This window comes from Cellulomonas fulva (assembly GCF_018531375.1).
GTDB lineage: Bacteria > Actinomycetota > Actinomycetes > Actinomycetales > Cellulomonadaceae > Cellulomonas > Cellulomonas fulva.
In genome coordinates, this window is record NZ_JAHBOH010000001.1 from 774345 (window position 1) to 799849 (window position 25505).

Below are 25505 nucleotides of genomic sequence, written 5' to 3' on the forward strand. Positions count from 1 at the left end.
CTCAGCGCAGCAGGCCGGCCGCGAGCGCCGGAGCCAGCACGGGCGTCAGGGGCAGGCGCGGGACGAGCGCGGCCTGGACCGCGTGGTAGAGGTCCGCCTTGCCCGCCCAGACCGTGCGGGACACCGTGTTGTCCGGCCCGAGCTCGTGCCACCAGGAACCGCCCTCGCGGTCGATGACGTGCGCGCCGACGTACTCCCACCAGGTCGTGTACCACTCGTCGTACCGGGCCTCGCCGGTGGCGGCGTGCAGCGCCGCGGCCGCGGCGATCGCCTCCGCCGCCACCCAGTGCATGCGCTCCCGCACGACGGGAGCACCCGTCCAGTCGACCGTGTAGACGAAGCCGGGCGCGCCGTCCACGTGCCAGCCCTCCGCGACTCCCGCGTCGAACAGCGCGACCGCGTCGTCGAGCATCCAGGCCGGGGCCGCGAGCCCACGCTGCTCGAGCGCCGCCCGCGCGTGCAGGGTCAGCCGCGCCCACTCGAACCAGTGCCCCACCGTCGCGCCGTACGGCCGGAACGGGTGGGCCGGGGTGTCGGCGTTGTACTCGAGGTCGGCGTTCCAGTCGGTGTCGAAGTGCTCCGGGATGCGCCACTCGTTGCCCCGCGCGAACCCGTGCACGACGCGCTCCACGATGCGCACGGCGCGGTCCAGCCACACGCGGTCGCCCGTGACGTCGGCCGCCGCGAGGTAGGCCTCGACCGTGTGCATGTTGGCGTTGACGCCCCGGTACGGGTCCAGCGTGGTGAACGCGCGGTCCCACTCCTCGACCGCCATGCCGGCCTCGTCGTCCCAGAAGCGCTGCTCCTGGACCGCCAGCGCGGCGTCCAGCAGCTCGCGCGCGCCCGGGCGGCCCGCGACCGTGGCCGACGAGGCCGCGAGCACGACGAACGCGTGCGGGTAGGCGGCCTTCGTCGTCTCGACCGGCGTGCCGTCCCGCCCGACCTCGGCGAACCAGCCGCCGTGGTCGGGGTCGGCGAACAGCCCGGTGATCGCCGCGAGGCCGTGGTCCACCAGCACCGCGGAGCCCGGCCGGCCCAGCAGGTGCGCGAGCGCGTAGACGTGCGTCATCCGGCACGCGATCCAGAGCTCGAGCGGCCCGTCGGTGGGGCGGCCCTCGTCGTCCTGGCGGGCGAAGCCGCCCGTCGGCAGCGCGGCGGCGCGGCCGAAGGCCAGCAGCCGGTCGACCTCCTGCTCGAGCCAGCGGTCGTGCGACGGGGTGGTGAGCCAGGCCATGGCGCCACCCTAGCGGCGGCGCGCCCGTCCGCCCTGGGCCGTCTACGGGGGCCGTCGCGGCTCCCGCCGGGTGGTCGCCGTGGGTGGTGTCCGTGAGAATGCCGGGATGAGCGACGACGAGCAGCGCACCACCGGTCCCCGCGTGGTCATCGTGCCCCGGTCCGACGAGCGCGCGGGCGCCGCACGCTCGTCGGAGGACGCGCACGACGGGTCCGCCCCGGACGCGTCGGACGAGCTGCTCGACGAGAACCTCCCGGGCATGGTGGCGCAGCCCGCGAAGGTCATGCGCATCGGCACGATGGTCAAGCAGCTGCTCGACGAGGTGCGCTCCGCCCCGCTCGACGACGCCGCCCGTGCCCGGCTCGCGGAGGTGCACGAGCGATCGCTGCACGAGCTCGAGGAGGGCCTGTCCCCGGAGCTCGTGGAGGAGCTGCACCGCATCACGCTGCCGTTCTCCCAGGACGAGACCCCGTCGGACGCCGAGCTGCGGATCGCGCAGGCCCAGCTCGTGGGCTGGCTCGAGGGGCTGTTCCACGGGATCCAGACCGCTCTGGTCGCGCAGCAGATGGCGACGCAGGCGCAGCTGCAGCAGATGCGTCGCGCGCTGCCGCCGGGTGCCGCCGGCGGCGTCCCGGGCGTGCCGGGGATGGCTCCGGGCCGCGCGACCGACCCGCGCGCTGGCGGGGAGGACCTCGGCGGCACCGGGCAGTACCTCTAGCTCGTCGCGTCCCCCGCACCCTCTCGCCCGGACGGGACCCGCCGGGCACGCAGCCGCGTCCGGCTCACGCGGGCGGGGGAGCCTCCTCCGGGGCGTCCGCGGTGCGTGCCGTGAGCGCGATGGCGCCGGACACCAGCACGAGCCCGACGACCTCGAGGCCGTGCGGCACCTGCTGCAGCATCACGGCCCCGACGACCGCCGCGGTCGCCGGCAGGAGCGCCAGCAGCACGGCGAAGGTCGCCGCGGTCACGCGCCGCAGCACCACCTGCTCGATGCCGTAGGGGATCACGGACGAGCACACCGCCACGACGACGACGAGCGCCGCGAGCCCCGCGTCGCCCAGGACGGGGGCAGCGCCCGGCGCGAGGAACGGCGCGAGCACCAGGGAGCCGGCCGCCATCGCGACGCCGAGCCCGGTCAGCCCGCCGGTCGGCGCGGTGGCCACGCGGCGGCCGAGCACGATGTACAGCGCCCAGCACGTCGCGGCGACCGCGATCGCGACGAGCCCGCGCGCGGCGTCGTCGCCGACGTCCAGGCTCACGCCCGCGAGCAGCACCACGCCGGCCGCGGCCACCACGATCGCCGCGCGGTCCCGCCACCCGCGGCCCGTGACCGCGGCGACCGCCACCGGTCCCGCGAACTCCAGCGCGACCGCGGTGCCCAGCGGGAGCGTGTCGATCGCGACGTAGAACGCGGCGTTCATGACCGCCAGGACGGCCCCGAACAGCACGGCGGTGCGCACGGTCGGCCAGGTCCACAGCCCCCGCGTCCGCCACGGCCTGGTCCAGCCGACGAGCACCAGCGCCGCGACGGCGATCCGCAGCCACGCGACACTCGCCGGGGCGATGCGCGCGAACAGGTCCACGGCGACGGCCGCCCCGACGTACTGCGTCAGCGCCGAGACGACGAAGAGCAGCGGCGCAGGCACGCCGCCCAGGCTAGGCCCCCAGCCTCCCCCGCCCCGCCGACCACGTCATGACTCCGGCTCTGGGCGCTCGGAGCCGGAGGGATGACGTGGTCGGCGGGGTGTCGTCGGCGGGGTGCCGTCGGCGGTCAGCCCTTGACCGAACCGGCGAGGAGGCCGCGGACGAAGTAGCGCTGCAGGGACAGGAAGACGATCGCCGGGATGATGATCGAGATGAACGCGCCCGCGGAGAGCAGGAACCACTGCGACCCGCGCGAGCCCGTGAGGTTGAGCAGCGCCACGGTCATCGGCGCGAGCTCCCGCGACGAGCCCGCGAAGGTCAGCGCGACGAGCAGGTCGTTCCACACCCACAGGAACTGGTAGATGCCGAGCGCCGCGATCGCGGGCTTGAGCATCGGCAGCATCAGGCGGAAGAAGATCGTCACGTGTCCCGCGCCGTCGACGCGCGCCGCCTCGATGAGCTCGCCGGGGATCTCTTGCATGAAGTTGTGCAGGAGGAACACCGCGAGGGGCAGACCGAACATCGTGTGGGAGAGCCACACGGCCCAGAACGTCCCGGAGATGCCGAGGTCCACGTACAGGCTGAGCAGGGGGATCAGGGTGACCTGGATCGGCACCACCTGGAGCGCGAACACGGCGATGAACAGGACGTTCTTGCCCTTGAAGTTCATCCACGCGAAGCCGTACGCCGCGAGGGTCGCCAGGAACATCGGCAGGACGACCGCGGGGATCGTGATGACGACCGAGTTGATGATCGACGGGGCGAGCGACTGCGAGTTGTCCGGCGACAGCACGTTCTCGTAGTTCTCGAGCGTGAAGTCAGGGTTGGTGAAGACGGTCCACCAGCCCGTCTTGTTGATGTCCGCCGCCGGCCGGAAGGACGTGATCAGCAGGCCGAGCGTGGGGATGGTCCAGAGCACCGCCAGGACGACGGCGAAGAACGACGCCCACGGTCGGGACAGCCGGCGCCGAGCGGCTGCCGCGGTGCTCTCCCGCGGCGGCTTGGGGGCGTCGCCGCCGCTCGCGGTCGCGACGGGGTCGAGCTCGACGGCGCTCATCGGTGGTCCGCCTTCCGCAGCTGCCGCACGTTGTAGACGATGATCGGGATGACCAGCACGAACAGCAGCACCGCGAGCGCCGCACCCAGGCCCTGGTTCGCCGCGCTGAAGCTCTGCGTGTAGAACTCGTTCGCGACGACGCTGGTCCCGAAGTTCCCGGCCGTCATGGTCCGCACGATGTCGAAGACCTTCAGGCAGCCGATCGCGATGGTCGTGAGCACCACGATGAGCGTCGGCCGGATGCTCGGGATCGTCACGAAGCGGAACATCTCGAGCGAGGACACGCCGTCGAGCCGGGCGGCCTCGGTGATCTCCGTCGGGATCGCCTTGATGGCGGCGGACAGGATCGTCATGGCGAACCCGGCCTGGATCCAGATCATCACGGCGATGAGGAAGAAGTTGTTCCACGGGCTGTTCAGCAGGAAGTTCTGCGGCGTCCCGCCCAGCCACACGATGATCTGGTTGATGAACCCGATCTGGTTCGGGTTGTTCTCCACGTCCGGGTCGAAGAAGCGGTACTCGTACATGAACTTCCAGATGATCGACGCGCCGACGAACGAGATCGCCATCGGCAGGAAGATCAGCGCCTTCGCGGCGGCCTCGCCCTTGGCGCCGTCGACGAGGATCGCGTAGACCAGCCCGACGACGGTCGCGACGAACGGTGTGACGAGGACCCACAGGACGGTGTTGCGGAGCACGACGAGCTGGTCGGGCGACGTGAACACGTCGGTGTAGTTGCCGAGGCCGACGAACCCGCTCCCGGCGGCGTCGTAGAGCGACCGCCAGATCGTCCGCAGCGCGGGGTAGACCAGGCCGACGGCGATGAGCAGCACGGTGGGTCCGACGAACCACCAGGCGACGCGGCGGGCGCCGCGACGTTCGAGCAGGTGGACGAGCAGCAGGATCACGCCGATGACGGCGGCGAACGCGGCGAGCGCGACCACCATCCCCACCAGCTTGTCGGCGGCTTCCATGGCGACCTCCGGGGAACGAGGGGGCAGGACGTGGGCGCGCCGGCACCCCGGGAGCGGTCCGCCCCCGGGGTGCCGGCGTCACGTCACGACGAGGGCCAGGCAGCCTCGATCTTGTCGACCGTGTCCTGCGTCGACTGACCGGTGATCCAGGCGGTCGCCTCCTTCCAGAACGCGTTCGAGCCGACCGCGCCCGGCATCATGTCCGAGCCGTCGAACCGGAAGCTCGCGTTCTCGTCCAGGAGCAGGTCCGCCGAGAGCTTGTCGATCGGGTTGACCAGGATCGACGTGTCCAGACCCTTGTTGGCCGTGATCCAGCCGCCGTTGGTCAGGTCGGCGCTCGCCTGGGCCTTGAGGTTGGCCCAGGTGTCGGTGCTCCAGAAGTCGAGCAGCGCCTGCACGGCCGGGTCGTCGGAGAACGCGGTCACGAACTCGCCGGCGCCCAGCACCGGCTTGTCGTCGGCCGTCTCGCTCGGCAGGTAGAACGCGAAGATCTGCCCGTTCTCGGAGATGTCCGTGCCCTGCGGGAAGTTGGCCGCGTAGAAGCTCGCCATGCGGTGCAGCGAGCACTGACCCTCGAGGATCGGCAGGCCGCCGTCCTGGAACGCCGTGGTCGCGATCGAGGAGACGTCGCCGTAGCCGCCGTTCACGAAGTCGGGGTTCTTCAGGTAGTCGCCGACCATGTCGAGCGCCTCGGTCGGGACCTCGGAGTTGAAGGCGATCTCGTGGCTGACCCACTGGTCGTAGACGTCCGGACCGCCGACGCGCAGGACCATGTCCTCCATCCAGTCGGTGATCGGCCAGCCGGTCGCGGCGTCGGACGCGATGCCCGCGCACCACGGCTTGTGGCCGCTGTCCGCCGCGATCGTCTCGGTGAGCGTCATCAGCTCGTCGAGCGTCGTCGGGACCGTCCAGCCGTTGGCCTCGAACTCCTGCGGCGAGTACCAGACGAGCGACTTCACGCTCGCACCCGAGGGCGCCGCGTAGAAGGTGCCGTCGACGGTGCCGAGCGCCTTCCAGTCCTCGCCCCAGAACTCGTCCACGTTGTCGGAGACGCCCTGCGGGGCCTCGACGACCGTGCCGGTGTCGACCAGCTGCGCGAGCAGGCCGGGCTGCGGCACGATCGCGATGTCCGGCGGGTTGCCGGCCTGAGCGCGGACCAGGATCTGCTGCTCGAACTGCTTGTCCGCCTGGTAGTCGACCTTCGCCCCCGTGCAGTCCTCAAACGGCTTGAACGAGTCGATGTACGGCTGGTCCTCCGGCGCCACGATGCCGGCGTAGATCGTGACCGTCTTGCCGCTGAGGTCGCCGTACTCCTCGAACGCGGCGCAGTCGGCGTTGGTCTCGCCGCCGTCCCCGCCGTCGCCCCCGTCCCCACCGTCGTCGGAACAGGCCGCCAGGATCAGGGCGAGCGCCGCGGCCGAGGCCGAGGCTGCCAGGATCCGACGCTTGCGCATGCCGTTCATGAGACCTCCGTGTCGTCATGGCTGCAGGCGCAGGGCACAGCACCCCGCGTCCATCCCCTCGATGCAAGCCGTTACGGAAATCGCCCGCAACCCCAGACACCAGACAAACCGGTCACATTCCGGTCACGATCGGGCCACCCGCGCGACGAGGACGTCATGTCTCCGGCTAGCGGGGCTCTCAGCCGGAGAGATGACGTTCTCGGCGGAGTGGACGGGACGGCGGTGTCACTCGTGTTGCGGGGCGGCGGCGCCGTGAGGGCGCGCGAGGCGGATGACCGCGAGCACGCCGGCGACGACGAGCACGGCACCGACGACCTCGAGCGCGGGCGGCACCCGACGCTCCCAGGCGAACACGTAGGCGAGCCCCGCGCACACCTGGATCACCGCGAGCGGTCCCGCGACCGAGATGGGCGTCAGCGCGGACGAGCGGCTCCACAGGACGGTGCCGAGCCAGGACACGACAACGCCGAGGACGACGCTCGCGACGAGCAGGGGCAGGACCGGCCCGAGGCGCTGGCCCCCACCGGTGGTGGTCAGCAGGACGAACGGCAGCGCGACGAGCGACAGCACCAGCGTGCCGACGCCCATCATCGCCGACCAGGTGGTCGATGCGACGTGCGGGTTGGCGCGCAGGAACTGCGCGTTGCGCACCGCGTACGAGGTCCACAGGACGAGCGCCCCGACGGCAGCCGCGACCCCGAGCGCCCACTGCCCGGCGGGACGCCCGCCCACGCCGCTCTGCCAGTCCAGCTCGACCGAGTACACGATCGCAAGGCCGGCGACGATGAGACCGAGCGGGAACGCGAGGCGGGAGAACGGGTACTCCCGCCGGACCCAGTTCCCGGTGATCGCGACGGTCACGGGCACCAGGCCGATGATGACCGTGGTGATCGGCGCGCCGGCCCACCGGATGCCCTGCACCAGCAGGACGTAGTAGCCCAGGTGCCCGGTGAGCGCGAAGGTGAGGGCGGTCCGCCACGCCTGGGCGCCCACCCCGACGAGCGCGGAGCGCCACGTGAGCGCGAGCAGGACCACCGAGACCGCGCCGAAGCTCAGGTACCGACCCAGCGCGAGCGCGAGGGAGGGCGTCGCGGGCAGCACCACCGGCACCAGGAAGGCCAGTCCCCACACCAGGTTGGCGCCGACGCCGCACAGCACCCCGACCGTCGTCGTGCCCGTCCGGGTCGTCACCCTCGGGAGCCCATCAGACCCGGACCGCCGCGGCCACCGACTCGCTGAGGACCTGCAGCCCTTCGGCGAGCTCGTCGTCCGTCGCGGTCAGTGCGGGGAGGAGCTTCACCACCTCGTCGCGGGACCCCGAGGTCTCGACGAGCAGCCCGCGCGCGAAGGCCTCGTCGGCGGTCCTGCGCGCCACCTGCGGCTCGTGGAAGGCGAGGCCCCACACGAGGCCGCGTCCGCGCGCCTGCGCGACCACGGCAGGATGGTCGTTCGCGACCTCGCGCAGGTACTCGCCCACCACGACGTCCCGCACCATCGTCTGCTTCTCGAGGCGGTCGTCCGCCCAGAACTCCGCCAGCGCCGCCGCGGCGGTGACGAACGCCGGGTTGCTGCCACGGAAGGTCCCGTTTCGCGACGAGCAGCGCCGGAGGGAGATCTCCGGACACCGCGTCGCGGAGCGCTACCGCTATCGCGACCAGGAAGACGACAGGCGCGACCCCCGCGACGACGTGCACGGCGAGGGTCAGCGCGATCAGTGGCGCACCCGCGTGGGGCGCGAGCTCGCGCATCTGCGCCGCCGCGCGCCGGCGTCTGTGGATACAGATTCGAGGCGCTGACCTGCCCTTTTGTCCGTCACGGACGGGGATCTTGCCAGCAGCGTTCCGGGGAGGGTCAACCACTTCCTCCGCCAGGTGGACGCTTAAACGATTGGCCAAGGCGGTGCGGACGACGTCGGAGGCGGCGGTTGCGCGCCATCGACGACGGATCGCCGGGCGCCCGGCCCGCCGCGGCGACGGCTCCCGGCGGGGAACTCAGAGCAGCGAGCGCAGGATCTGGACGGCGCCGTCGTCGTCGATGGTGCCCGTCACCTCGTCGGCGGCCGCGCGCACCTCGTCGCGCGCGTGGCCCATGGCGACGCCGCGGGCGGCCCAGGCGAGCATCTCCAGGTCGTTGCCGCCGTCGCCGATCGCGGCGGTCGCGAACGGCTCGACGCCGAGCCGCCGGCGCACGGTCTCCAGCGCGCTGGCCTTCGAGACGCCGCCGGGCGTGAGGTCCAGCCACGCGGTCCAGCCGACCGCGTACTGCACCTCGTGCAGCCCGACCCGCTCGACGATTGCGTGGAACTCCTCGGGGCTCGAGCCGGGCGAGCGGATGACGACGCGCGTCGCGGGCGTGACCAGCAGCTCGTCGAACCCGACGACGGTGATCTCCCCGCTGATCTCCCCCGGCGGGAACGGCTCGGAGACCTTGAAGCCCACGCCTAGGTCCTCGACCGCGTACAGCGCGTCGGGGATCTCCATCGCGATCGCCCGCAGCGCGGGGCCGGGGTCGAACGTCACGACGTCCGTGAGCTCGAACCCGCCGGCGTCTCCGTCCGGGTCCAGCCGCGCCGTCACGGCGCCGTTGGAGCAGACCACCCAGCCGTCGGTCAGGCCCAGGTCACGCGCCACCGGGACCGCCGAGTGCGCGCCTCGCCCCGTCGCCAGGACCACGTGCACGCCGGCGGCGACGACCTCGCGCACCGCCGCCCGCACGTCGTCGGAGATGACGCCGTCGTAGGACATGAGCGTCCCGTCGACGTCGAGGGCGACCAGGCGTGTGCGGCTCATCGGGGCTCCAGCACCTCCAGGCCACCCAGGTAGGGCCGCAGCCCGGCCGGCACGTGCACCGACCCGTCGGTCTGCTGGTGGTTCTCGAGGATCGCGACGATCCACCGCGTCGTGGCGAGCGTGCCGTTGAGCGTCGCGACCGGCCGCACCTGGCCGTCCGCCGTGCGCTCGCGCACCCCGAGCCGGCGCGCCTGGAACGTCGTGCAGTTCGAGGTCGACGTGAGCTCGAGGTAGCGCTGCTGGCTCGGCAGCCACGCCTCGCAGTCGAACTTGCGCGCGGCGCTGCTGCCCAGATCCCCGGCGGCCGTGTCGATCACGCGGTACGGCAGCTCCGCGAGCCCGAGCATCTCCTTCTCCCAGCCCAGGATGCGGCGGTGCTCGTCATACGCGTCCTCGACGCGCGTGTAGCTGAACGCCTCGACCTTGTGGAACTGGTGCACGCGGATGATGCCGCGCGTGTCCTTGCCGTACGAGCCGGCCTCGCGCCGGTAGCACGCGCTCCAGCCCGCGTAGCGCAGCGGGCCGTCGGTCAGGTCCACGATCTCGCCCGAGTGGTACCCCGCCAGGGCCACCTCGCTGGTCCCGACGAGGTAGAGGTCGTCGGCCTCGAGCCGGTACACCTCCTCCGCGTGCGAGCCCAGGAAGCCCGTGCCGGCCATGACCTCGGGCTTGACCAGCGTCGGGGTGATGACCGGGGTGAAACCGGCCGCGAGCGCCTTGTCGACCGCCGCGTTCAGCAGCGCGAGCTCGAGGCGCGCCCCGATCCCGGTCAGGTAGTAGAACCTCGCACCCGAGACCTTGGCGCCGCGCTCGGTGTCGATCGCGCGCAGCCCTTCACCGAGCGCCAGGTGGTCCCGGACCTCGAAGCTCGCGCCGTACTCCGCCGCGAAGTCGCGCGGGGTGCCCACGTGCTCGAGCACCACGTAGTCGTCCTCGCCACCCGCCGGCACGCCGTCCTCGACCACGTTGCCGATGCGTCGCGCCAGCTCGTCGGCCCGGGCCTGCGCCGCGTCGGCCTCGGCCTGCAGCCCCTTGACCCGCTCGGCGAGCTGCTTGCCGTGCGCGAGCAGCGCCTGCTTCTCCTCGCCCTGCGCCTGCGCGACCTTCTTCCCGTGCGTCTTCTGCTCGGCGCGCAGCGTCTCGAACTCCGTGAGCGCGGACCGGCGGCGGGCGTCGGCGTCGAGGACCTCGTCGACGAGGCCGGGGTCGTCACCGCGGGCCACCTGGCTGGCGCGGACGACGTCGGGGTCGTCGCGCAGGAGCTTGAGATCGATCACCCCAGCAGGCTACCGACCCCGGCGACCCCTTTCGCCTGCGCCGGCACCATCGAGGGCGGACGACCGGGGGTCCTGGCGGAATGGGGAGGTCCGGGCGGACCCGTTTCGCGTAGGTTGCCGTCGTGGGGTGGGTCGCCTGGGTCGCGGTGGTCGCCGGCGTGCTCGCGCTCGCCGCGCTCGTCGTCGCGCTCGTCGTGTGGACCCGGCAGCGTGAGCTGCACCGCCGCCTGGCGCACCCGGTCACGACGAGCCCGCGCGCGACCGAGCTCGGCCGCGAGGTCCGCGAGCGCGGCCAGGTCATCGCGTACGTGGCCAACCCGTCCAAGCCGGACGTCGTCGCGCTGCGCGAGGCCGTGCTGCGCGCCGCGCGCGAGCAGGACCGGCCGGACCCGCTGTGGTTCGAGACCACGGTCGCCGACCCCGGCGTCGGGCAGGCCCGCGCGGCCGTCGCGGCGGGCGCGGACCTGGTCGTCGCCGTCGGCGGGGACGGCACGGTGCGCGCGGTCGCCGAGGCGCTCGTCGGGACCGGCGTGCCCATGGCGATCGTCCCCGTCGGCACGGGGAACCTGCTGGCGCGCAACCTCGACCTGCCGCTCGGTGACCCGCTCGCGTCGCTCGAGATCGCCGTGCGCGGTGCCGACCGTGCCATCGACGTCGGGTGGCTGCGCGTCATCCGGCTGCTCGAGGAGGACGAGGCGCGCGAGGCCGGGACCGTGCCGGACGAGGCGCTCGGCGAGCGCGACCACATCTTCCTGGTGATCGCGGGCCTGGGGTTCGACGCGGCGATGGTCGCGGACACCGACGACCAGCTCAAGGCGCGCGTGGGCTGGATCGCGTACTTCGTGGCCGGGATGCGGCACCTGCACGGGCTGCGGCTGCGGGTGCACGTCCGCATCGACGACGAGCCGACGACGACGACGCGGCTGCGCAGCCTCCTCGTCGGGAACTGCGGGCGCCTGCCCGGCGGGATCACGTTGCTGCCCGACGCCGTGGTCGACGACGGGTGGCTCGACGTCGCCGCGATCGACACCCGCGCGGGCATCGCCGGCTGGGCGCAGCTGTTCGGTGAGGTGATGCTGCAGGGCGTCGGGGTGAAGAACGGCAAGGCGCGGGGCGTCGGACGGATCGACCACACGCGCGCGCGGGAGATCCGGGTGGTCGTGCCGGCCGGTGAGTGGGCGCAGGTGGACGGGGACATCGTCGGGAAGGTCACCGAGGTGGCCGCGCGGATCGACCCCGGCGCGCTCGTCGTCCGCGTGCCCGCCGCGTGACGGCCGTGCGCTGACCCACCGGGACGTGGGTCCCGCGGCGGGACCCGGCGCGCTGCCTACGCTCGGCTCAGGCCGGTGCCCGCCGACGACGACGGGGCCGCGCCGGCCCGTGGCACCGGGCTGCGCCCGGGGCACCGAGCCGACGGAGTGGCCATGCCGATCCCCGCACGCACCGCCGCGGCCCAGCCGGGCCGCACCCTGCTCGCCGACGTCGTCCACGACCGGCTGCTCGCGGTCGTCGTCAGCGGCGAGCTGGCACCCGGCGAGGTGGTGCGGGAGGAGGAGATCGCCGCCTGGCTGTCGGTCTCCCGGACGCCGGTGCGCGAGGCGCTGCGCCGGCTCGGCGACCAGGGCCTGCTGCGCTGCCAGCCGAACCGTGGCTCGCACGTCGCGCCGCTCGAGGCCGACTACCTGGACGACGTCGTGGAGGTGGTCGCCGCGCTGGACGGGGTGGCCGCGGCGCGCGCCGAGCTGGACACCGCCGCCCTTGCGGAGATCGGTCGCCACCTCGACCGGGCGGCCGACGCCCAGGCCGCCGGCGAGCCGGGCGCACGGGCCGAGCACGTCCGCGACGCGCTCGACGCACTGCACGCGCACGCGGCCAACCCCGTGCTCGCGGCGACCGTGCACGCGCTGCGGCCGCACCTGCTCCGCCTGGTCGCGATCGTCCCGGACCCCGCGGGGGCGGACGACGCGCGGGACCGCGCGGGCGCCCTGCTCACCGCGCTGACGACCGCCGACGCCGGGGACGCGACGCGCGCGTGGGTCCAGGACCTCGCGCGGCCGCTGGTGCGGGAGGCCGTGCGCCTCGGGATCGGGGGCTGACCGCCGCTCGGGCGGCTCAGGTCGCGCGGCCGTCCCGGACGTCGGCGACCCACCGCCGCGCGGCGACGTAGTCCGCGTCCGACGTGCCGACGTGCACCGTGGGCTCGACCGCGTCCGCTCGCGGGTAGGAGCCGAGGAAGCGGACGTACGGGCAGCGGCGGTGCAGGCCCATGATCGCCTCGGCCACGCGCTCGTCGGCCACGTGCCCCTCCGCGTCGATCGAGAACGAGTAGCGTCCGAGCGCGTCCCCGATGGGCCGCGACTCGATCCGCGACAGGTTCACCCCGCGCGTCGCGAACTGCTCGAGCATCGCCAGCAGCGCTCCCGCCTCGTTGTCCGGCAGGTGCACGACGAGCGTCGTCTTGTCCGCCCCCGTGGGCGGCGGCACGTCCCCGGGCCGGCCGACGACGACGAAGCGCGTGACGGCCTGCGGGTTGTCGGCGACGTCCTGCGCGAGCGGGGTCAGCCCGTAGGTGTCGACGGCGGCCGGCGGCACGAGCGCGGCGTCGAAGCCCAGCTCGCCGGTGAGCTCGCCCGCGGCCGCGCGCTGCAGCAGCGCGGCGGGCGCGGTGTTGCTGGTCGCGGGCACGTGCACCACGTCCGGGAGCCGGTGCGCCAGCCAGCGGCGGCACTGCACCCAGGCGTGCGGGTGCGCGGAGATCCGCCGCACGTCCGCGAGCGCCACGCCCGGTGCCGCGGCCAGCGTGAACTGGACCGGCACCAGCACCTCGCGCAGCAGCACCAGCGGCTCGCCCGACGCGAGGCTGTCCAGCGTGGCGGTCACGCCGCCCTCGACCGTGCTCTCGATCGCGACGACCGCGAGGTCCGCGCGACCGTCCCGCACCGCCTCGATCGCGGAGACGACGTCGACCTGCGGCAGGTACTCGGCCTCGTCGGGCGACGCGACCTGACGCAGCGCGGCCTCCGTGAACGTGCCGGCGGGGCCGAGGTAGGCGTAGCGCATGGACCGTCCTGTCCGTCAGGTGGGGGGCGTGCTCGCAGGGTAGCCGTCGGGCCGCTCCGCCGTGCTCGCCTCCGGTACGCGGGCCGCGCGCAGCCCGACCATGCCGAGCAGCGGGACCGCCGCGACCAGCATGACGGTGGCGATCCGCACGCCGTAGTCGTTGACGAGCCCGCCCGCGATGCCCGCGATCAGCAGCCCGACGACCACCGGCCGGCTCAGCGGCCACGCCCGCTCGACGAGGTCCCACGCCGGGACGCGCACGCGCGAGCCGGGCCAGAGCACGACGACGACCCCGACCAGCACCAGCAGCGTCAGCACCGCGACCCAGCCGCTCGTCACCGTCGCCGCGGCGTAGCCGAGCTTGCGCGCGACCGTCTCCCACGCCGAGCCGTCCACGACGCGCTGCACGAACACGCCCAGGTGCGTGCGCTCGGCCTCCGGCCGCATCCAGTCGAGCACCGCGATCCCGCCCACCAGGAGCACGCCCGCGACGCCCGCCACCAGGAGCCGCAGGAACGTCACGCGCACGCCGGCGACGCCGAGGACGACGACGAGCCCCGCGGGCACCAGCACCAGGCCGCCGCCGACGTCCGCACCGAGCGCCGGCCACAGGTCGACCAGCAACGCCACGCCGCACACCGCGGCGGCCGCGGCGGTGCCGAGCAGCCGGCGCCCCCGCCGGACCAGCGCGCCGCCCACCACCGCGGCGGTGACCAGCGCGGCCACCACGTACACGGAGTACGTCGGGTTGCCGAAGCCGTAGAACCGGCCGCCGAGCGTCACCGCGGGCCCCTGCGGGCTGCCGCGGTGCAGCGGCGTGCCGAGCAGCGCGTCGAGCGTCAGCACCGCGAAGGTCACCCCGGCGACGAGCCCGACCGCGCCGGTCACCGGGCGCCGCGGCACCAGCGCCACGACCCCCGCGAGCACCGCGGCGCTCGCACCCAGCGCGAGCCACAGCGCGTTGGTCCCCGTGCCGAACCGCCACCACGAGGTCGTCGTCAGCAGGAAGCTCGCGACGGGCACGACGGCCAGCACCACGAGCACCCCGTCGGCGCCGCGACGCAGCCGCTCCGCGAGCGCCGGCCGGCGGCGCGCGAGCCGCGGCCCGAGCGTCGCGGCGAGCACCACCACGAGCAGCCCGAGCACCAGCGGCGGGGTCGTCAGCGGTCCGGACGAGCCGCGCAGCGCCTGGTCCCGCACCGTGAGGTCCTCGAGCTGGCGCACCGTCGTCGTGACGTCGGTCGGCCGGTCGGCACCCACGACGACCGGCGACCCCGCGAAGTCGTCGGACACCGGCGCGCCCACGTGCACCAGCATGGTCACGGGCAGGTCGAGCAGGCGGAACACCCCGGTCCAGCGCGTGGCCGGCGTCGTGAGGTAGCCCGCGCCCGTCTCCGGGTCGCCGATGCCGACGCCCAGGACCGGTCGGCCCCGGCCCGCGTGCCCGGTGTCCACGACGAGCGCGGTCGCGTCCGCGGGCAGCGCGCGCAGCAGCCGGGCGACGGTCTGGTCCACCTCGCGCAGCGCGTCGGCGGCCGCGACCTCCGCAGCCTCGCGCGCCGCCTCCCGCGCCTCGTCCGTGTCGGCGACCTCGTCGTCCGCGGGCTCCGGCGGGGTCGCGGAGCCGACGTCGACCAGCGTCGTCGGGCACGCGAACACGTCGTCCGGGTCCGTCGTGACGTCGTCGGGCGTCCGGTACCGCGCGACCGTGCCGTCCGGGTCCGCGAGCGCGAGCGCGGCTCGCGGCCCGACCGCCGTCGCGCACGTGCCGGAGCCGACGAGCGCCTCGCCCAGCGCACCGAGCCGCGGGTGGAACTCCGAGCGCTCCTGCAGCGCGACCAGGTCGGCCCACCCCTCGACCGTCGCCGAGCCGGCGCCGCTCGTCGTGCCCGCCCCCGCACCGGGCGTGACGTCCCAGTCCGCGCACGCCCACGTGCCGTCCTCGGTGCTGCCGGCGATCGCGGCGCGGCCCGACGAGAGCGCGAGCCAGCCGCCCGCCGGGCACCAGGCCGACCGGCCGCTCGCGCCGGGCGTCACGCCACCCGCGGGCGCGCCGTCACGCAGCAGGCCCCACAGGGTGGGCGTCGTGGCCCGGTCGACCTCGGACCAGTCGACCCCGGAGGTGCCGAGCACGACGAGCGGCGCGTCGTCGGGCGCCGCGCTGGTCCCGCCGCCGGAGGTGACGCCCCCCGCCATCGCGGCCGGCAGCGGCGACGCCACGGTCACGAGGAGCAGGACGGCGAGCAGGCCGCCGCCGGCGGCGACGATCACCGCGGGCATGCGGTGCAGCGGCGCACGGTCGGGCGCGGGGTCGTCGGGCAGGTCCTGCCAGCGGTCCTGCAGCAGCGAGACGACGAGCATGCCGCCCGCGACGGCGAGCACCGTGGTCGCCACGACGACGCCCGAGTCGTTGAGCAGCGACCCGAGCAGCGCGGCCACCACGACGGCGAGGAGCAGCCGCCGCAGCCCGTCCCACGACGCGTAGAGCCGGTCGAGCGCGCCGCCGAGCAGACGGGCGCGCCAGCGGTCGGGGCCCACGAGGACGGCGCACACCGCCAGGCACACGACCGCGGCCGCGGCGCCCAGCGGCTGCGCGACGGTCGCCCAGGCGCCCACGGCCTTCCCGGCCACGATGCCCGCGGCGTCGCCGTCGAGGATCCGCTGCACGAACAGCCCCAGGTGGCTGCCGCGGCCGGGACGCGCCCAGTCCACGACCGCGACGACGCCGACGACGAGCAGCGCCGCACCGCCGTAGAGCAGCGCGCGCCGGATGCCGACCGGACCCCGCGGGACGCCGACGAGCAGCACCGCGAACGCCGGCACCAGCGCGAGCACGCCCCCGAAGTCCGCCCCGAACGCCGGCCAGCCGTCGACCACGACCGTCACCGCCCCGACCGCGACGACGGCCGCCACCGCCCAGGACCGGCGGCCCGCCTGCCGTGCGAGCGCCGCGAGCCCCGCCGCGAGGACCAGCCCGGCCGCCGCGTAGACGCCGAACGTGGTGTTCCCGAAGCCGTAGTACCGCGCGCCGAGGGTGGGCGTGACACCCAGGATCGAGCCCTGCTGCAGGACCGTCCCGGTCAGTCCGTCGACCGTCACGACGAGCCACGTGGCGGCGGCCGCCGCGGTCGCCAGCCGCCACCGGCCCCGCGGGAGGAGCCGCGAGCCCAGCCAGACGACGAGCGCGACGGCGACCGTGGCGACCCCCCACCAGGCGGCGGCCGCGAACACGGGCGCGGGCGAGCCCCACCAGCGCGAGAGCGCCGCGAGCTGGGCGCCCACGGGCGTGCACACCGCGAGCAGCAGGACGGCGACGGCGACCCGGCGCAGCGCGGGCGGCGGACGGGCGTGCCGCCGCCGCACCAGGAGCAGCGTGACCAGCACGAGCGCGACCACGACCCCGACCACCCCGAGCAGGAGCGGCAGCAGGTAGGGCGTGATCGTCGTCATCTCGGTGAGGTACCGCCGGTTCTCGACGGTCCGGTCGGTGCTCATGCGCCGCTCCGGCCCGACCTCGAGCGGGGCTCCGTCGAGCTCCGCGGTGTCACCGCCGACGGCGGCGACGATCGTCGCGGACAGGTCCTGGAGCGTGACGATGCCCGTGCGCCGCGTCGACTTCGAGGTCAGCCAGCCGACGGTCCCGCCGCCGGCCCGCCACTGCACCACCGCCTGCAGCCCGGACTCGCCCGTCGGCCCGTCGGACACGCCGGCGACCACGACGTCGGTGCCCGGTTCGACCGCGGCCAGCACGCGCCGCAGCTCGTCGTCGACCAGCGCCAGCACCTCGCGGCGGTCGGTGCGGTCGGCGGGCAGGTCGCCCGCGTCGAGCACCGTCACCGGGCAGGCGACGAGCTCCTCGTCGGGGATCGCCCCGAGCGTCGGCGCGTACCGCGCGACCCGGCCCTGGTCGTCCGCGAGAGCCAGCGCCGCGCCGGGGCCGATCGCGGTGGTGCACCCACCCGTGGCCGCGACCAGGGTGCCGACCGTGCCGGGCACGCCGTAGCCGCCCGCGGGCACCTCGTCGGCCGGGGGCGCGACGATCGCCGACCAGCCCGGGACCGACGCGGGGCCTGGCACGGTGGCGGGCGGCGTCACCGCAGGGAACGTCGGGCAGGTGTCGAGCACGTCCGACGAGCCGCCCTCCGCGTCCGGCGAGGCCTCGCTCGTCGGCTCGTCGGACGGGGCCACGAACGGCGCGACCCGGCGGCCCGCGGAGATGGTCTCCCACGCACCCAGGCGGCACATCTGGTCCGACGAGGTGTGGACCGAGATCGAGCCGACGGCCCCCTCCCCGACCATGCGCCACAGCGTCGGCGTCCCGGTCCGGTCGACGTCCTCCCAGTGCAGCCCGCCGATCCCGACGACGACGACGTCGCGCAGCTCCGCCCCGTCGCCGGAGCTCTCCGCGCTCGCCGCACCGGCGCCCGCCGCGACGGCCAGCGCGGCGAGCGCGCCGGCGAGCACCGCCCGGACGGCGACCACGGCCCGGCGCCCGGCGCGACGCGGCGAGCGCGCGCGGGCGCGGGTCAGCAAGGGCACGGGAACAGGGTAGGCGGCGGGACCGACGACGAGGTCAGCGGTGCGTGGGCGGCCGCTCGGGGCTGACCGTGCGCTTGACCGAGCCGCCCGCGGCGCGCAGCCGGCGCGCACCGACGGCGAGCTGGACGTCCCGGTACTGCGCGGCCCGGTGGAGCTGCCCGCGCAGGTCCGAGCCCGACGGCCGGTGCCGCAGCTCGCACGGGACCTCGACCACGCGGAAGCCGCGCCGCAGCAGGTCGATCGTCATGCCGGTCTCGACGCCCCAGCCGTGCGCCAGCGGCGTGGCGGCCTCGAACGCCTCGCGCGTCAGGCAGCGCATGCCCGAGAGCGGCTGCGTGGGCGTCCAGCCGGTCATCGCGGCGATGGCCCGACGAGCCGCGCCCACGACGATGCCGCGTCCGCCCGCTCCCGGCTGGGGCGGGAGCAGCGCGATCGCGAGGTCGGTGTGGCCCTCGAGCACCGGCGGGACCAGCGGCGCGGTGTTCACCGCGGTCTCACCCAGGTCGCCGTCGATGAACAGCAGGACGCGCGGCAGGCGGTCCGGCGCGTCCCGCATCGCGACGACCGCGGCGCCCGTCTCCATCGCGGCGGCCTTCCCGCGGTTGTGCGAGTGCCGCACGACGACCGCGCCCGCCTCCCGGGCGACGTGCTGCGTGTTGTCCTCCGAGCCGTCGTCGACGACGAGCACGAGGTCGACGTGCGGGATCGCCTTGGCGGAGCGGACCGTGGCCGCGATCCGCCGCGACTCGTCCTTCGCCGGGATGATCACCGCGACCCGCTGCCGCGGCCGGCCACGACCGTCGCCTCGACGATCACCGTGACCGCCGCCGCGTCCGGGGCGCGGGCGCTCGGGGCCGCCGCGCCCGGTGTCCGACGTGGCGTCCGACGCGGCGTCCGATGCTGTGTCCGACGTGGTGTCCGGCGTGGTGTCCGGCGCGGGGAGCGGGCCCCTCGTCGCGGGGGTCTCGTCCCCCTCGGGGGCGGGGTCGGCCGATGGACGGGGGGTCACGGGCGCCAGCCTATCGACGCCGCGGCCGCCGGGCGCCCGGTCGGGGCTCCGTCACCCGCCCGCCGCACGGGCGGGACGTCAGAAGAGGCGGCGGTTGTCGACCGGCCGCCGGGGACGCGTGCCGCGCGCGGCGCGGATGCCGTCGCGGGAGCCCGGGGGACGGGGGCGGCCGGAGGCGGTGACGCCGCCGAACAGCGTCGCGGCGCCGGTGACGCTCGCCTCGAGGTCGAGCAGCTCCCGCTTGCGCTCCACCCCCGCGGCGAAGCCCGTGAGCGTGCCGTCCGCACCGATCACGCGGTGGCACGGGACGACGACCGCGATCCGGTTGGCGCCGTTCGCGGCACCGACCGCCCGCGCCGTGGTCCGCGGGTCCAGGCCGAGCGTCGCGGCCAGGTCGCCGTACGTCGTCGTGCTGCCGTAGGGAATGCGCCGCAGCCCGTCCCACACCCGGCGCTGGAAGTCCGTGCCGGCGTAGGCCAGCGGCAGGTCGAACTCCCGCAGCTCGCCGGCCAGGTACGCGGTGAGCTGCTCGGCCGCCGCGGCGAGCACGGGCTCGTCGGCCACGTCCACCCGCATCCCCGGTCCCGGGCCGGCCGCCGACCCGTCGCCGTGCGGGAGCCGGAGGTGCGTGATCGCCGCGCCCGCGGGCCCGACCGTCGCCGCGAGCACGACGTCCCCGAGCGACGTGCCCAGGACCGCGTGCACCGCCGCGGCGACCTCGGCCCCGGTGTCCGCGTCGGCCGCTCGCGCCTCGGCCACTCGCAAACCGGCCGCTGTCCCCGTCATGACCGCCATCCTGCCTCCCCCCACCCACACGCCCGCGGGCGACGAACCCGCCCCGAGGTAGACGCCGGGGCCCACCGGATCGTGAGCCGTCGGTCCGGGTGCGACGACGGACCGGCCTCGGCGGCACCCCGCAGGGGGCGCCCAGCAGGAAGCGCCCAGCAGGAAGCGCCCAGCAGGAAGCGCCCAGCAGGAAGGACTCAGCGGGAAGGACTCAGCAGGACGCGTTCAGCGCAGGGTCACCTGGCGGGCGACCAGGCCCGCGCGGGCGCGGCGCTCGTTCGCGTCCAGGGGCTCGGTGCTGGCGAGCGCCTCGGCGAACGTCGGCGCGAACTGCGCGATCGGGCCCTCGACCTCGTCGGCCTCGGTCCCGCGGGCGAGCTCCCACACCGGGACGACGAGCCCGCTCGAGCGGAAGTAGCCGATGAACTTGCCGTCCGCGAAGCCGGAGGCCCGCTTCGCGTGCAGGCGAGCGAGGCCGTCGAGGACCACCTGCTCCTCGTGCGGCTGGGCCCAGCGGACGAACTCCTTGGCGCCCATGCGGCACCAGTACGCGGACTCGACCGCCTCGATCTTGACGGTGTCGATGATCCCGGCGTCGGCGTCCTCGATCGCGGCCTCGAGGTCGGAGGTCCGCTCTACGTCCGGCGCGAGCCAGTAGGAGAACGAGTCGTGGACCGTGACCTCGAACGGCACGCCCAGGTCGAGCACGTCCTGCAGGCGCGGGCCGGGCTCGGGCAGGCCGACCGTCTCGATCGCGGTGCCGGGCTCGACGTCGAGCGCCTCGAGCAGCGCCGCCGCGAGGTCGCGGCTCGCGTCGCCCGAGCTCGTCGCGGTCTGCAGCGCCAGCAGGACGACGCCGTCCGCGCGGTGCAGCGCGGGCCAGGCCTGCGGCAGCACCGTGGTGACGAGCACGTCCTTGGCGCCGTGCTCCTTCGTCGTGCGCGCCGGTGCGGTCGCCGCGGGGACGACCTCCTTGAGCGCGACCCAGTCGGGCTCACCGGGCAGCCCCTCGAACGGACGCAGCACGAAGTCGACAGATCCCTTGGCCATGCGGCGAGCCTACCGGCCCGGCCCGCGACGACCCTGCCCACCCACCCTCCGGCCTCGCGGTGGGCGAGAGACGACGAGGTCGGGGTGCGGCCGGGGGTGCGCGCGGGGCGTGGCGCGGGGAAGGATGGGGGCATGCACCCGCGCGCCGGCACCCCCGCCCTTCCCGAGGACCTCATCGACGTCGACGCGCTCGTCGGCGCGTACTACGACGGCGTGCCCGACCCGTCGGACCCCGAGCAGCAGGTCGTGTTCGGCACCAGCGGCCACCGCGGCTCGTCGTTCAGGACGGCGTTCAACGAGGCGCACATCGTCGCGATCACGCAGGCGATCGTCGAGTACCGCGCGGCCCAGGGCACGGACGGGCCGCTGTTCATCGGCCGCGACACGCACGGGCTGTCCGAGCCGGCGCAGCGGACGGCGATCGAGGTGCTGGTCGCCGGCGGCGTCGAGGTGCACGTCGACGCGCGGGACTCCTACACCCCGACGCCCGCGGTGTCCCTCGCGATCCTGCGGCACAACGGCGCGGGCACGTCGCAGGGCGTGCGGACCCAGGGCCCCGGCCTGGCCGACGGCATCGTCGTGACGCCGTCGCACAACCCGCCCACCGACGGCGGCTTCAAGTACAACCCGCCGCACGGCGGCCCGGCGGGGAGCGACGCGACGGGTCCCATCGCCGCCCGGGCCAACGAGCTCCTGGCGGGCGGGTGGCGGCAGGTCCCCCGCACGCCGTACGAGCGTGCGATCACGTCCGACCTGGTCAAGCGCCACGACTACCTCACGGCCTACGTCGACGACCTGGCGAACATGATCGACTTCGACGCGATCCGCGGCGCGGGCGTGCGGATCGGCGCGGACCCCCTGGGCGGCGCGGTCGCCGAGTACTGGGGCGTGATCGGCGAGCGGTACGGGCTGGACCTGACCGTGGTCAACCCGACCGTCGACCCCCGCTGGTCCTTCATGACGCTCGACTGGGACGGCAAGATCCGCATGGACTGCTCGTCGCCGTCGGCGATGGCGTCGCTGGTCAACCGCATGACCGCGGGCGACGGCCCGGCGCCCTACGACATCGCGACCGGCAACGACGCGGACTCCGACCGACACGGGATCGTCACGCCCGACGGCGGGCTGATGAACCCGAACCACTACCTCGCGGTGATGATCTCCTACCTCTACGGCGGGGCGCGCCCGGGCTGGCCCGCGGCCGCGGGCATCGGCAAGACGCTGGTCTCGTCGTCGCTCATCGACCGGGTGGGCGCGAAGCTCGGCCGGCAGGTGATCGAGGTGCCCGTGGGGTTCAAGTGGTTCGTCCCCGGCCTGATCGACGCGTCGGTCGGGTTCGGCGGGGAGGAGTCCGCCGGGGCGTCGTTCCTGCGCACGGACGGCACCGTGTGGACCACCGACAAGGACGGGCCCATCGCATGCCTGCTCGCCTCGGAGATCCTCGCGACCACCGGGAAGTCGCCGTCGGAGCACCACCGCGAGCTCGTCGCCGAGCTGGGCGAGTCCTGGTACGCCCGCATCGACGCCGCCGCCACGCGGGAGGAGAAGTCCCGTCTGGCGGCGCTCTCGCCGAACCAGGTCTCCGCGACGAGCCTCGCGGGCAGCCCCATCACCGCACGGCTGACCGAGGCGCCCGGCAACGGCGCGGCCATCGGCGGGCTCAAGGTCGTCACCGACGACGCGTGGTTCGCCGCGCGGCCGTCCGGCACCGAGGACGTCTACAAGATCTACGCCGAGTCGTTCGTCTCCGCCGAGCACCTCACGCAGGTCCAGGCCGAGGCGAAGGACGTGGTCTCGGCCGCCCTCCAGGGCTAGGGGCGCACGCTCGTCGGGCGCGTCAGGTGCTGGCGCGCTCGACGAGCGACGCGGGGAGCGTCACCGCGGCGGGCTCGCGCCCCTCGACCACCTCGAGCAGCAGGCGCACCATCTCCGCGCTGATCCGCTCGAACGGCTGGCGCATCGTCGTGAGGTGCGGGTTCACCGTGACCGCGACGCCCGCGTCGTCGAACCCACCGACCGCGACGTCGTCGGGCACGGTCCGCCCCGCGTCGGCCAGCACCACCATCGCGCCCGCGGCCATGAGGTCGTTGGCCGCGAACACGGCGTCCAGGTCCGGGCGCCGTGCCAGCAGCTCGGTCATCGCGACCGTCCCGCTCGCCCGCGTGTAGTCGCCGTGCACGACGAGCGTCTCGTCGAACCGGTCGCCGAGCTCCCGGCGGTAGCCCTCCAGCCGCAGCCGGCCGCCCGGGGTGTCCATGGGGCCGGTGATCATCGCGATGCGCTCGCGCCCGCGGTCCATGAGGTGGCGGGTCATGCGGCGGGCACCGCCCAGGTCGTCCGCCGCGACGTAGCCGACCTGCTGCTCGAAGCCCAGCGGGATGCCGCAGGCGATGGTCGGGATCTGCTGCTCGACCAGCGAGCGCAGCACCGGCGAGCCCGCGTGCGAGGAGATGAGCAGCACGCCGTCGACGTGCCCGGCGCCCACGTAGTCGAGCATCTGCGTCTGCTCCGCGGGCGTGCCGGCGACCATGAGGAGCAGGGGCATGCCCCGCGCGGCGAGCTCTTGGGCGGCGCCGCGCAGCAGGATCGAGAAGTTGGGGTCCTCGAACAGCAGGTGCTGCGGCTCGGTCAGCAGGAACGCGACCGAGTTGGACCGGCCGGTGACCAGGCTGCGCGCGTGCTGGTTGGTCGTGTAACCCGTGCTGCGGATGGCCTCCTCGACCGCCGCGAGCGCCTCCGGCGAGACCCAGTGACCGCCGTTGATGACCCGGGACACCGTGCCGCGCGAGACCCCGGCCGCGGCCGCGACGTCGCGGATCGTGGGCCGCCGGCGCGGTGCGGGTGTCGAAGCCATCGGGGGCACTCTAGGCCCTCACCGGGAACGGTCACAGTCGGGCGCGCGTCAGCCGCCCGACGAGCCCGGCGCCGCCTCCCGCAGCAGGTCGCGGTACTCGGGATGGCGCGCGATCCAGGCCGAGACGAACGGGCACAGCGCGACCACGTCGTCACCGCGGTCGCGGACCGCGTCGAGCGCGCCGCGCACCAGCTCGCCGCCCACGCCCTGGCCCTCGTGCTCCGGCCCCACCTCGGTGTGCGTGAAGACCACGGTCCGCCCGTCCCGGTGGTACTCCGCGAACCCGAGCACGCGCTCGCCGTCGCGCGCCTCGAACCGCGACCCGTCCGGTACCTCCACCACGTCCACGGCCCCACCTTGCCCGTCCAGGCCCGCTCGCGCACCCCCCGACCGGGGCCGCACCCCTCCGCACCCGGGCGCCGGGCGCGGAGGACGCGCTGGAGCGGTGGTCGGACGGTGGGAGGATGGGGGCGTGCTGGCGCCGTACCGTGACGTGCTCTCCCGGCCCGGTGCTCTCGCGTTCTCCGCCGCCGGGGTGGTCGCGCGACTCCCCATCTCGATGGTCGGCATCGGCATCGTGCTGGCCGTCTCCGGGATCTACGACTCCTACGCGCTCGCCGGTCAGGTGTCCGCCGTGCTCGTTGTGACGTCCGCGCTCACCGCGCCGCTCATCGCGCGCCTGGTGGACCGGCACGGCCAGGCGCGGGTGATGCTCCCCGCGCTCGCGATCTGCGCGACCGGGCTGACCGCGCTGGTGATCGCGCTCATGACCCGGGCGCCGGAGCCCGTCCTCTTCCTCACCGCGGTCGTGGGCGGCGTGAGCGGTCAGTTCGGCTCGCTCGTGCGCGCGCGCTGGTCGGCGGTCCTCAAGGGCGAGCCCGCCGCGCTGCACACCGCGTACTCGCTGGAGTCGGCGCTCGACGAGGTCGTGTTCATCGTCGGCCCCGCGGCGGCCACCGTGCTCGCGACGTCGGTCGCACCGAGCGCGGGGATCGTCGTGCCGCTCGTGGCGACGGTGCTCGGCGGCCTGTGGTTCCTGTCCCAGCGGCGCACCGAGCCCGCGCCGAGCCCGCGTCAGGCGACGGGTGGCGGCTCGCTGCTGCGCGCGCCCGGCATGCTGGTGCTGATCGTCGTCTTCCTCGCGATGGGCACGATCTTCGGTGCGACCGACGTGTCGACCGTCGCGTTCGCGGAGGAGTCGGGCCAGAAGTCCGCGGCGGGCTTCATCCTCGCGGTGTTCGCCGCGGGCTCGCTGGTGTCCGGCCTGCTGTACGGCGCGCGGCACTGGGTGCGGCCGCTGTGGGTGCGGTTCGGCATCGGGATGGTGGCGCTGGCGGTGGGCGTGTCGCTGTTCGTGCTGGTGCACTCGCTGGCGGCGCTGGCGGCCGTCATGTTCGTCACCGGCTTCGCGATCGCGCCCACGCTCATCAACGGCAACGGCCTGGTGCAGGAGCTGGTGCCGGCCGCCCGGCTGACCGAGGGCCTCACCTGGGTCGGCACGTCGCTGGGCGTCGGGGTGTCGATCGGCTCGTCGATCGCCGGCGTACGGATCGACGCCGAGGGCTCGCACGGCGGCTTCCTGGTGGTGGTGCTCGCCGGCGCGGCCGCGCTCGTCGCGACGCTCGCGTCCCTGCGCACGCTGCGCGCGCGGCACCTGGTGCACCTCGCGGCCGAGGGCGACGTCCCCGCACCCGCGCAGGACCAGGTCCACCCGGACGACGTGTCCGACGAACCCGCCGAGGACGAGCCGCGCACGCCCTAGGGTGCTG

Annotated in this window: 21 protein-coding genes; 5 read left to right on the top strand and 16 right to left on the bottom strand. The window is 74.8% G+C overall.

The features are described from left to right. Window position 1: 1 nt before the first annotated feature. Window positions 2-1234, bottom strand: coding sequence for an AGE family epimerase/isomerase (locus KIN34_RS03375; RefSeq protein WP_214346669.1), 1233 nt, complete (start codon window positions 1232-1234; stop codon window positions 2-4). Window positions 1235-1340: 106 nt separating this feature from the next. Here KIN34_RS03375 and KIN34_RS03380 point away from each other — a divergent pair, with 106 nt between their 5' ends. Continuing rightward, window positions 1341-1952, top strand: coding sequence for a bacterial proteasome activator family protein (locus tag KIN34_RS03380; protein WP_214346671.1), 612 nt, complete (start codon window positions 1341-1343; stop codon window positions 1950-1952). Window positions 1953-2016: 64 nt separating this feature from the next. Here the strand turns inward: KIN34_RS03380 and KIN34_RS03385 are convergent, their stop codons facing one another. From KIN34_RS03385 to serS, 8 genes are all read right to left on the bottom strand, one after another. Next, window positions 2017-2880 (bottom strand): EamA family transporter, encoded by an 864-nt coding sequence (locus KIN34_RS03385; protein WP_214346674.1) that lies wholly within the window; start codon window positions 2878-2880, stop codon window positions 2017-2019. Between the two features lie 125 nt (window positions 2881-3005). After that, window positions 3006-3935, bottom strand: a complete 930-nt coding sequence (locus KIN34_RS03390) for a carbohydrate ABC transporter permease (protein ID WP_214346678.1) — start codon at window positions 3933-3935, stop codon at window positions 3006-3008. Continuing rightward, on the bottom strand, window positions 3932-4909 hold the full coding sequence (locus KIN34_RS03395) for a carbohydrate ABC transporter permease (RefSeq protein WP_214346681.1): 978 nt from the start codon (window positions 4907-4909) through the stop codon (window positions 3932-3934). The genes KIN34_RS03390 and KIN34_RS03395 overlap by 4 nt, the downstream gene beginning before the upstream one ends. Window positions 4910-4992: 83 nt before the next feature. Then, entirely contained in the window at window positions 4993-6372 is a 1380-nt protein-coding gene (locus tag KIN34_RS03400) for an ABC transporter substrate-binding protein (RefSeq protein ID WP_214346683.1), read from the bottom strand. Between the two features lie 225 nt (window positions 6373-6597). Beyond that, the gene (locus KIN34_RS03405) at window positions 6598-7563 is read right to left on the bottom strand and encodes an EamA family transporter (RefSeq protein ID WP_214346686.1); all 966 of its coding nucleotides are present in this window, start codon (window positions 7561-7563) and stop codon (window positions 6598-6600) included. A 13-nt stretch (window positions 7564-7576) separates the two neighbouring features. After that, the gene (locus KIN34_RS03410) at window positions 7577-7987 is read right to left on the bottom strand and encodes an aminotransferase class III-fold pyridoxal phosphate-dependent enzyme (protein WP_214351734.1); all 411 of its coding nucleotides are present in this window, start codon (window positions 7985-7987) and stop codon (window positions 7577-7579) included. Window positions 7988-8363: 376 nt separating this feature from the next. Next, entirely contained in the window at window positions 8364-9161 is a 798-nt protein-coding gene (locus tag KIN34_RS03415; protein WP_214346689.1) for an HAD family hydrolase, read from the bottom strand. Beyond that, window positions 9158-10438, bottom strand: a complete 1281-nt coding sequence (serS, locus tag KIN34_RS03420; RefSeq protein ID WP_214346692.1) for a serine--tRNA ligase — start codon at window positions 10436-10438, stop codon at window positions 9158-9160. The genes KIN34_RS03415 and serS overlap by 4 nt, the downstream gene beginning before the upstream one ends. 122 nt (window positions 10439-10560) lie before the next feature. On the opposite strand from serS, the gene KIN34_RS03425 reads away from it, so the two are divergent. Continuing rightward, complete coding sequence (locus tag KIN34_RS03425) at window positions 10561-11709, top strand: diacylglycerol/lipid kinase family protein (protein ID WP_214346695.1); 1149 nt, start codon at window positions 10561-10563, stop codon at window positions 11707-11709. Between the two features lie 153 nt (window positions 11710-11862). Further along, the gene (locus tag KIN34_RS03430; protein WP_214346698.1) at window positions 11863-12534 is read left to right on the top strand and encodes a GntR family transcriptional regulator; all 672 of its coding nucleotides are present in this window, start codon (window positions 11863-11865) and stop codon (window positions 12532-12534) included. 16 nt (window positions 12535-12550) lie between these two features. Here the strand turns inward: KIN34_RS03430 and pheA are convergent, their stop codons facing one another. From pheA to KIN34_RS03455, 5 genes are all read right to left on the bottom strand, one after another. Continuing rightward, entirely contained in the window at window positions 12551-13498 is a 948-nt protein-coding gene (gene pheA / locus KIN34_RS03435; protein WP_214346701.1) for a prephenate dehydratase, read from the bottom strand. A gap of 15 nt (window positions 13499-13513) precedes the next feature. Continuing rightward, on the bottom strand, window positions 13514-18037 hold the full coding sequence (locus tag KIN34_RS03440) for a hypothetical protein (RefSeq protein WP_307858066.1): 4524 nt from the start codon (window positions 18035-18037) through the stop codon (window positions 13514-13516). A 34-nt stretch (window positions 18038-18071) separates the two neighbouring features. Continuing rightward, entirely contained in the window at window positions 18072-18806 is a 735-nt protein-coding gene (locus tag KIN34_RS03445; RefSeq protein WP_214346704.1) for a glycosyltransferase family 2 protein, read from the bottom strand. Between the two features lie 318 nt (window positions 18807-19124). Continuing rightward, the gene (locus KIN34_RS03450; RefSeq protein WP_214346706.1) at window positions 19125-19832 is read right to left on the bottom strand and encodes a methylated-DNA--[protein]-cysteine S-methyltransferase; all 708 of its coding nucleotides are present in this window, start codon (window positions 19830-19832) and stop codon (window positions 19125-19127) included. A 225-nt stretch (window positions 19833-20057) separates the two neighbouring features. Then, the gene (locus KIN34_RS03455) at window positions 20058-20882 is read right to left on the bottom strand and encodes a DUF5926 family protein (RefSeq protein WP_214346709.1); all 825 of its coding nucleotides are present in this window, start codon (window positions 20880-20882) and stop codon (window positions 20058-20060) included. Window positions 20883-21014: 132 nt separating this feature from the next. Here KIN34_RS03455 and pgm point away from each other — a divergent pair, with 132 nt between their 5' ends. Beyond that, entirely contained in the window at window positions 21015-22697 is a 1683-nt protein-coding gene (gene pgm / locus KIN34_RS03460) for a phosphoglucomutase (alpha-D-glucose-1,6-bisphosphate-dependent) (protein ID WP_214346712.1), read from the top strand. Window positions 22698-22719: 22 nt separating this feature from the next. On the opposite strand, the gene KIN34_RS03465 is transcribed toward pgm, so the two are convergent. Together KIN34_RS03465 and KIN34_RS16665 are read right to left on the bottom strand one after the other, a co-directional pair. Further along, window positions 22720-23736 carry a LacI family DNA-binding transcriptional regulator gene (locus KIN34_RS03465; protein WP_214346714.1) on the bottom strand — a complete coding sequence of 339 codons (1017 nt, stop codon included), beginning with the start codon at window positions 23734-23736 and terminating at the stop codon, window positions 22720-22722. Between the two features lie 48 nt (window positions 23737-23784). Continuing rightward, a complete protein-coding gene (locus KIN34_RS16665; RefSeq protein ID WP_307858067.1) occupies window positions 23785-24084 on the bottom strand; it encodes a GNAT family N-acetyltransferase in 300 nt (99 codons plus the stop codon). Between the two features lie 124 nt (window positions 24085-24208). Here KIN34_RS16665 and KIN34_RS03475 point away from each other — a divergent pair, with 124 nt between their 5' ends. After that, complete coding sequence (locus tag KIN34_RS03475; protein ID WP_307858068.1) at window positions 24209-25498, top strand: MFS transporter; 1290 nt, start codon at window positions 24209-24211, stop codon at window positions 25496-25498. Window positions 25499-25505: the final 7 nt, after the last annotated feature.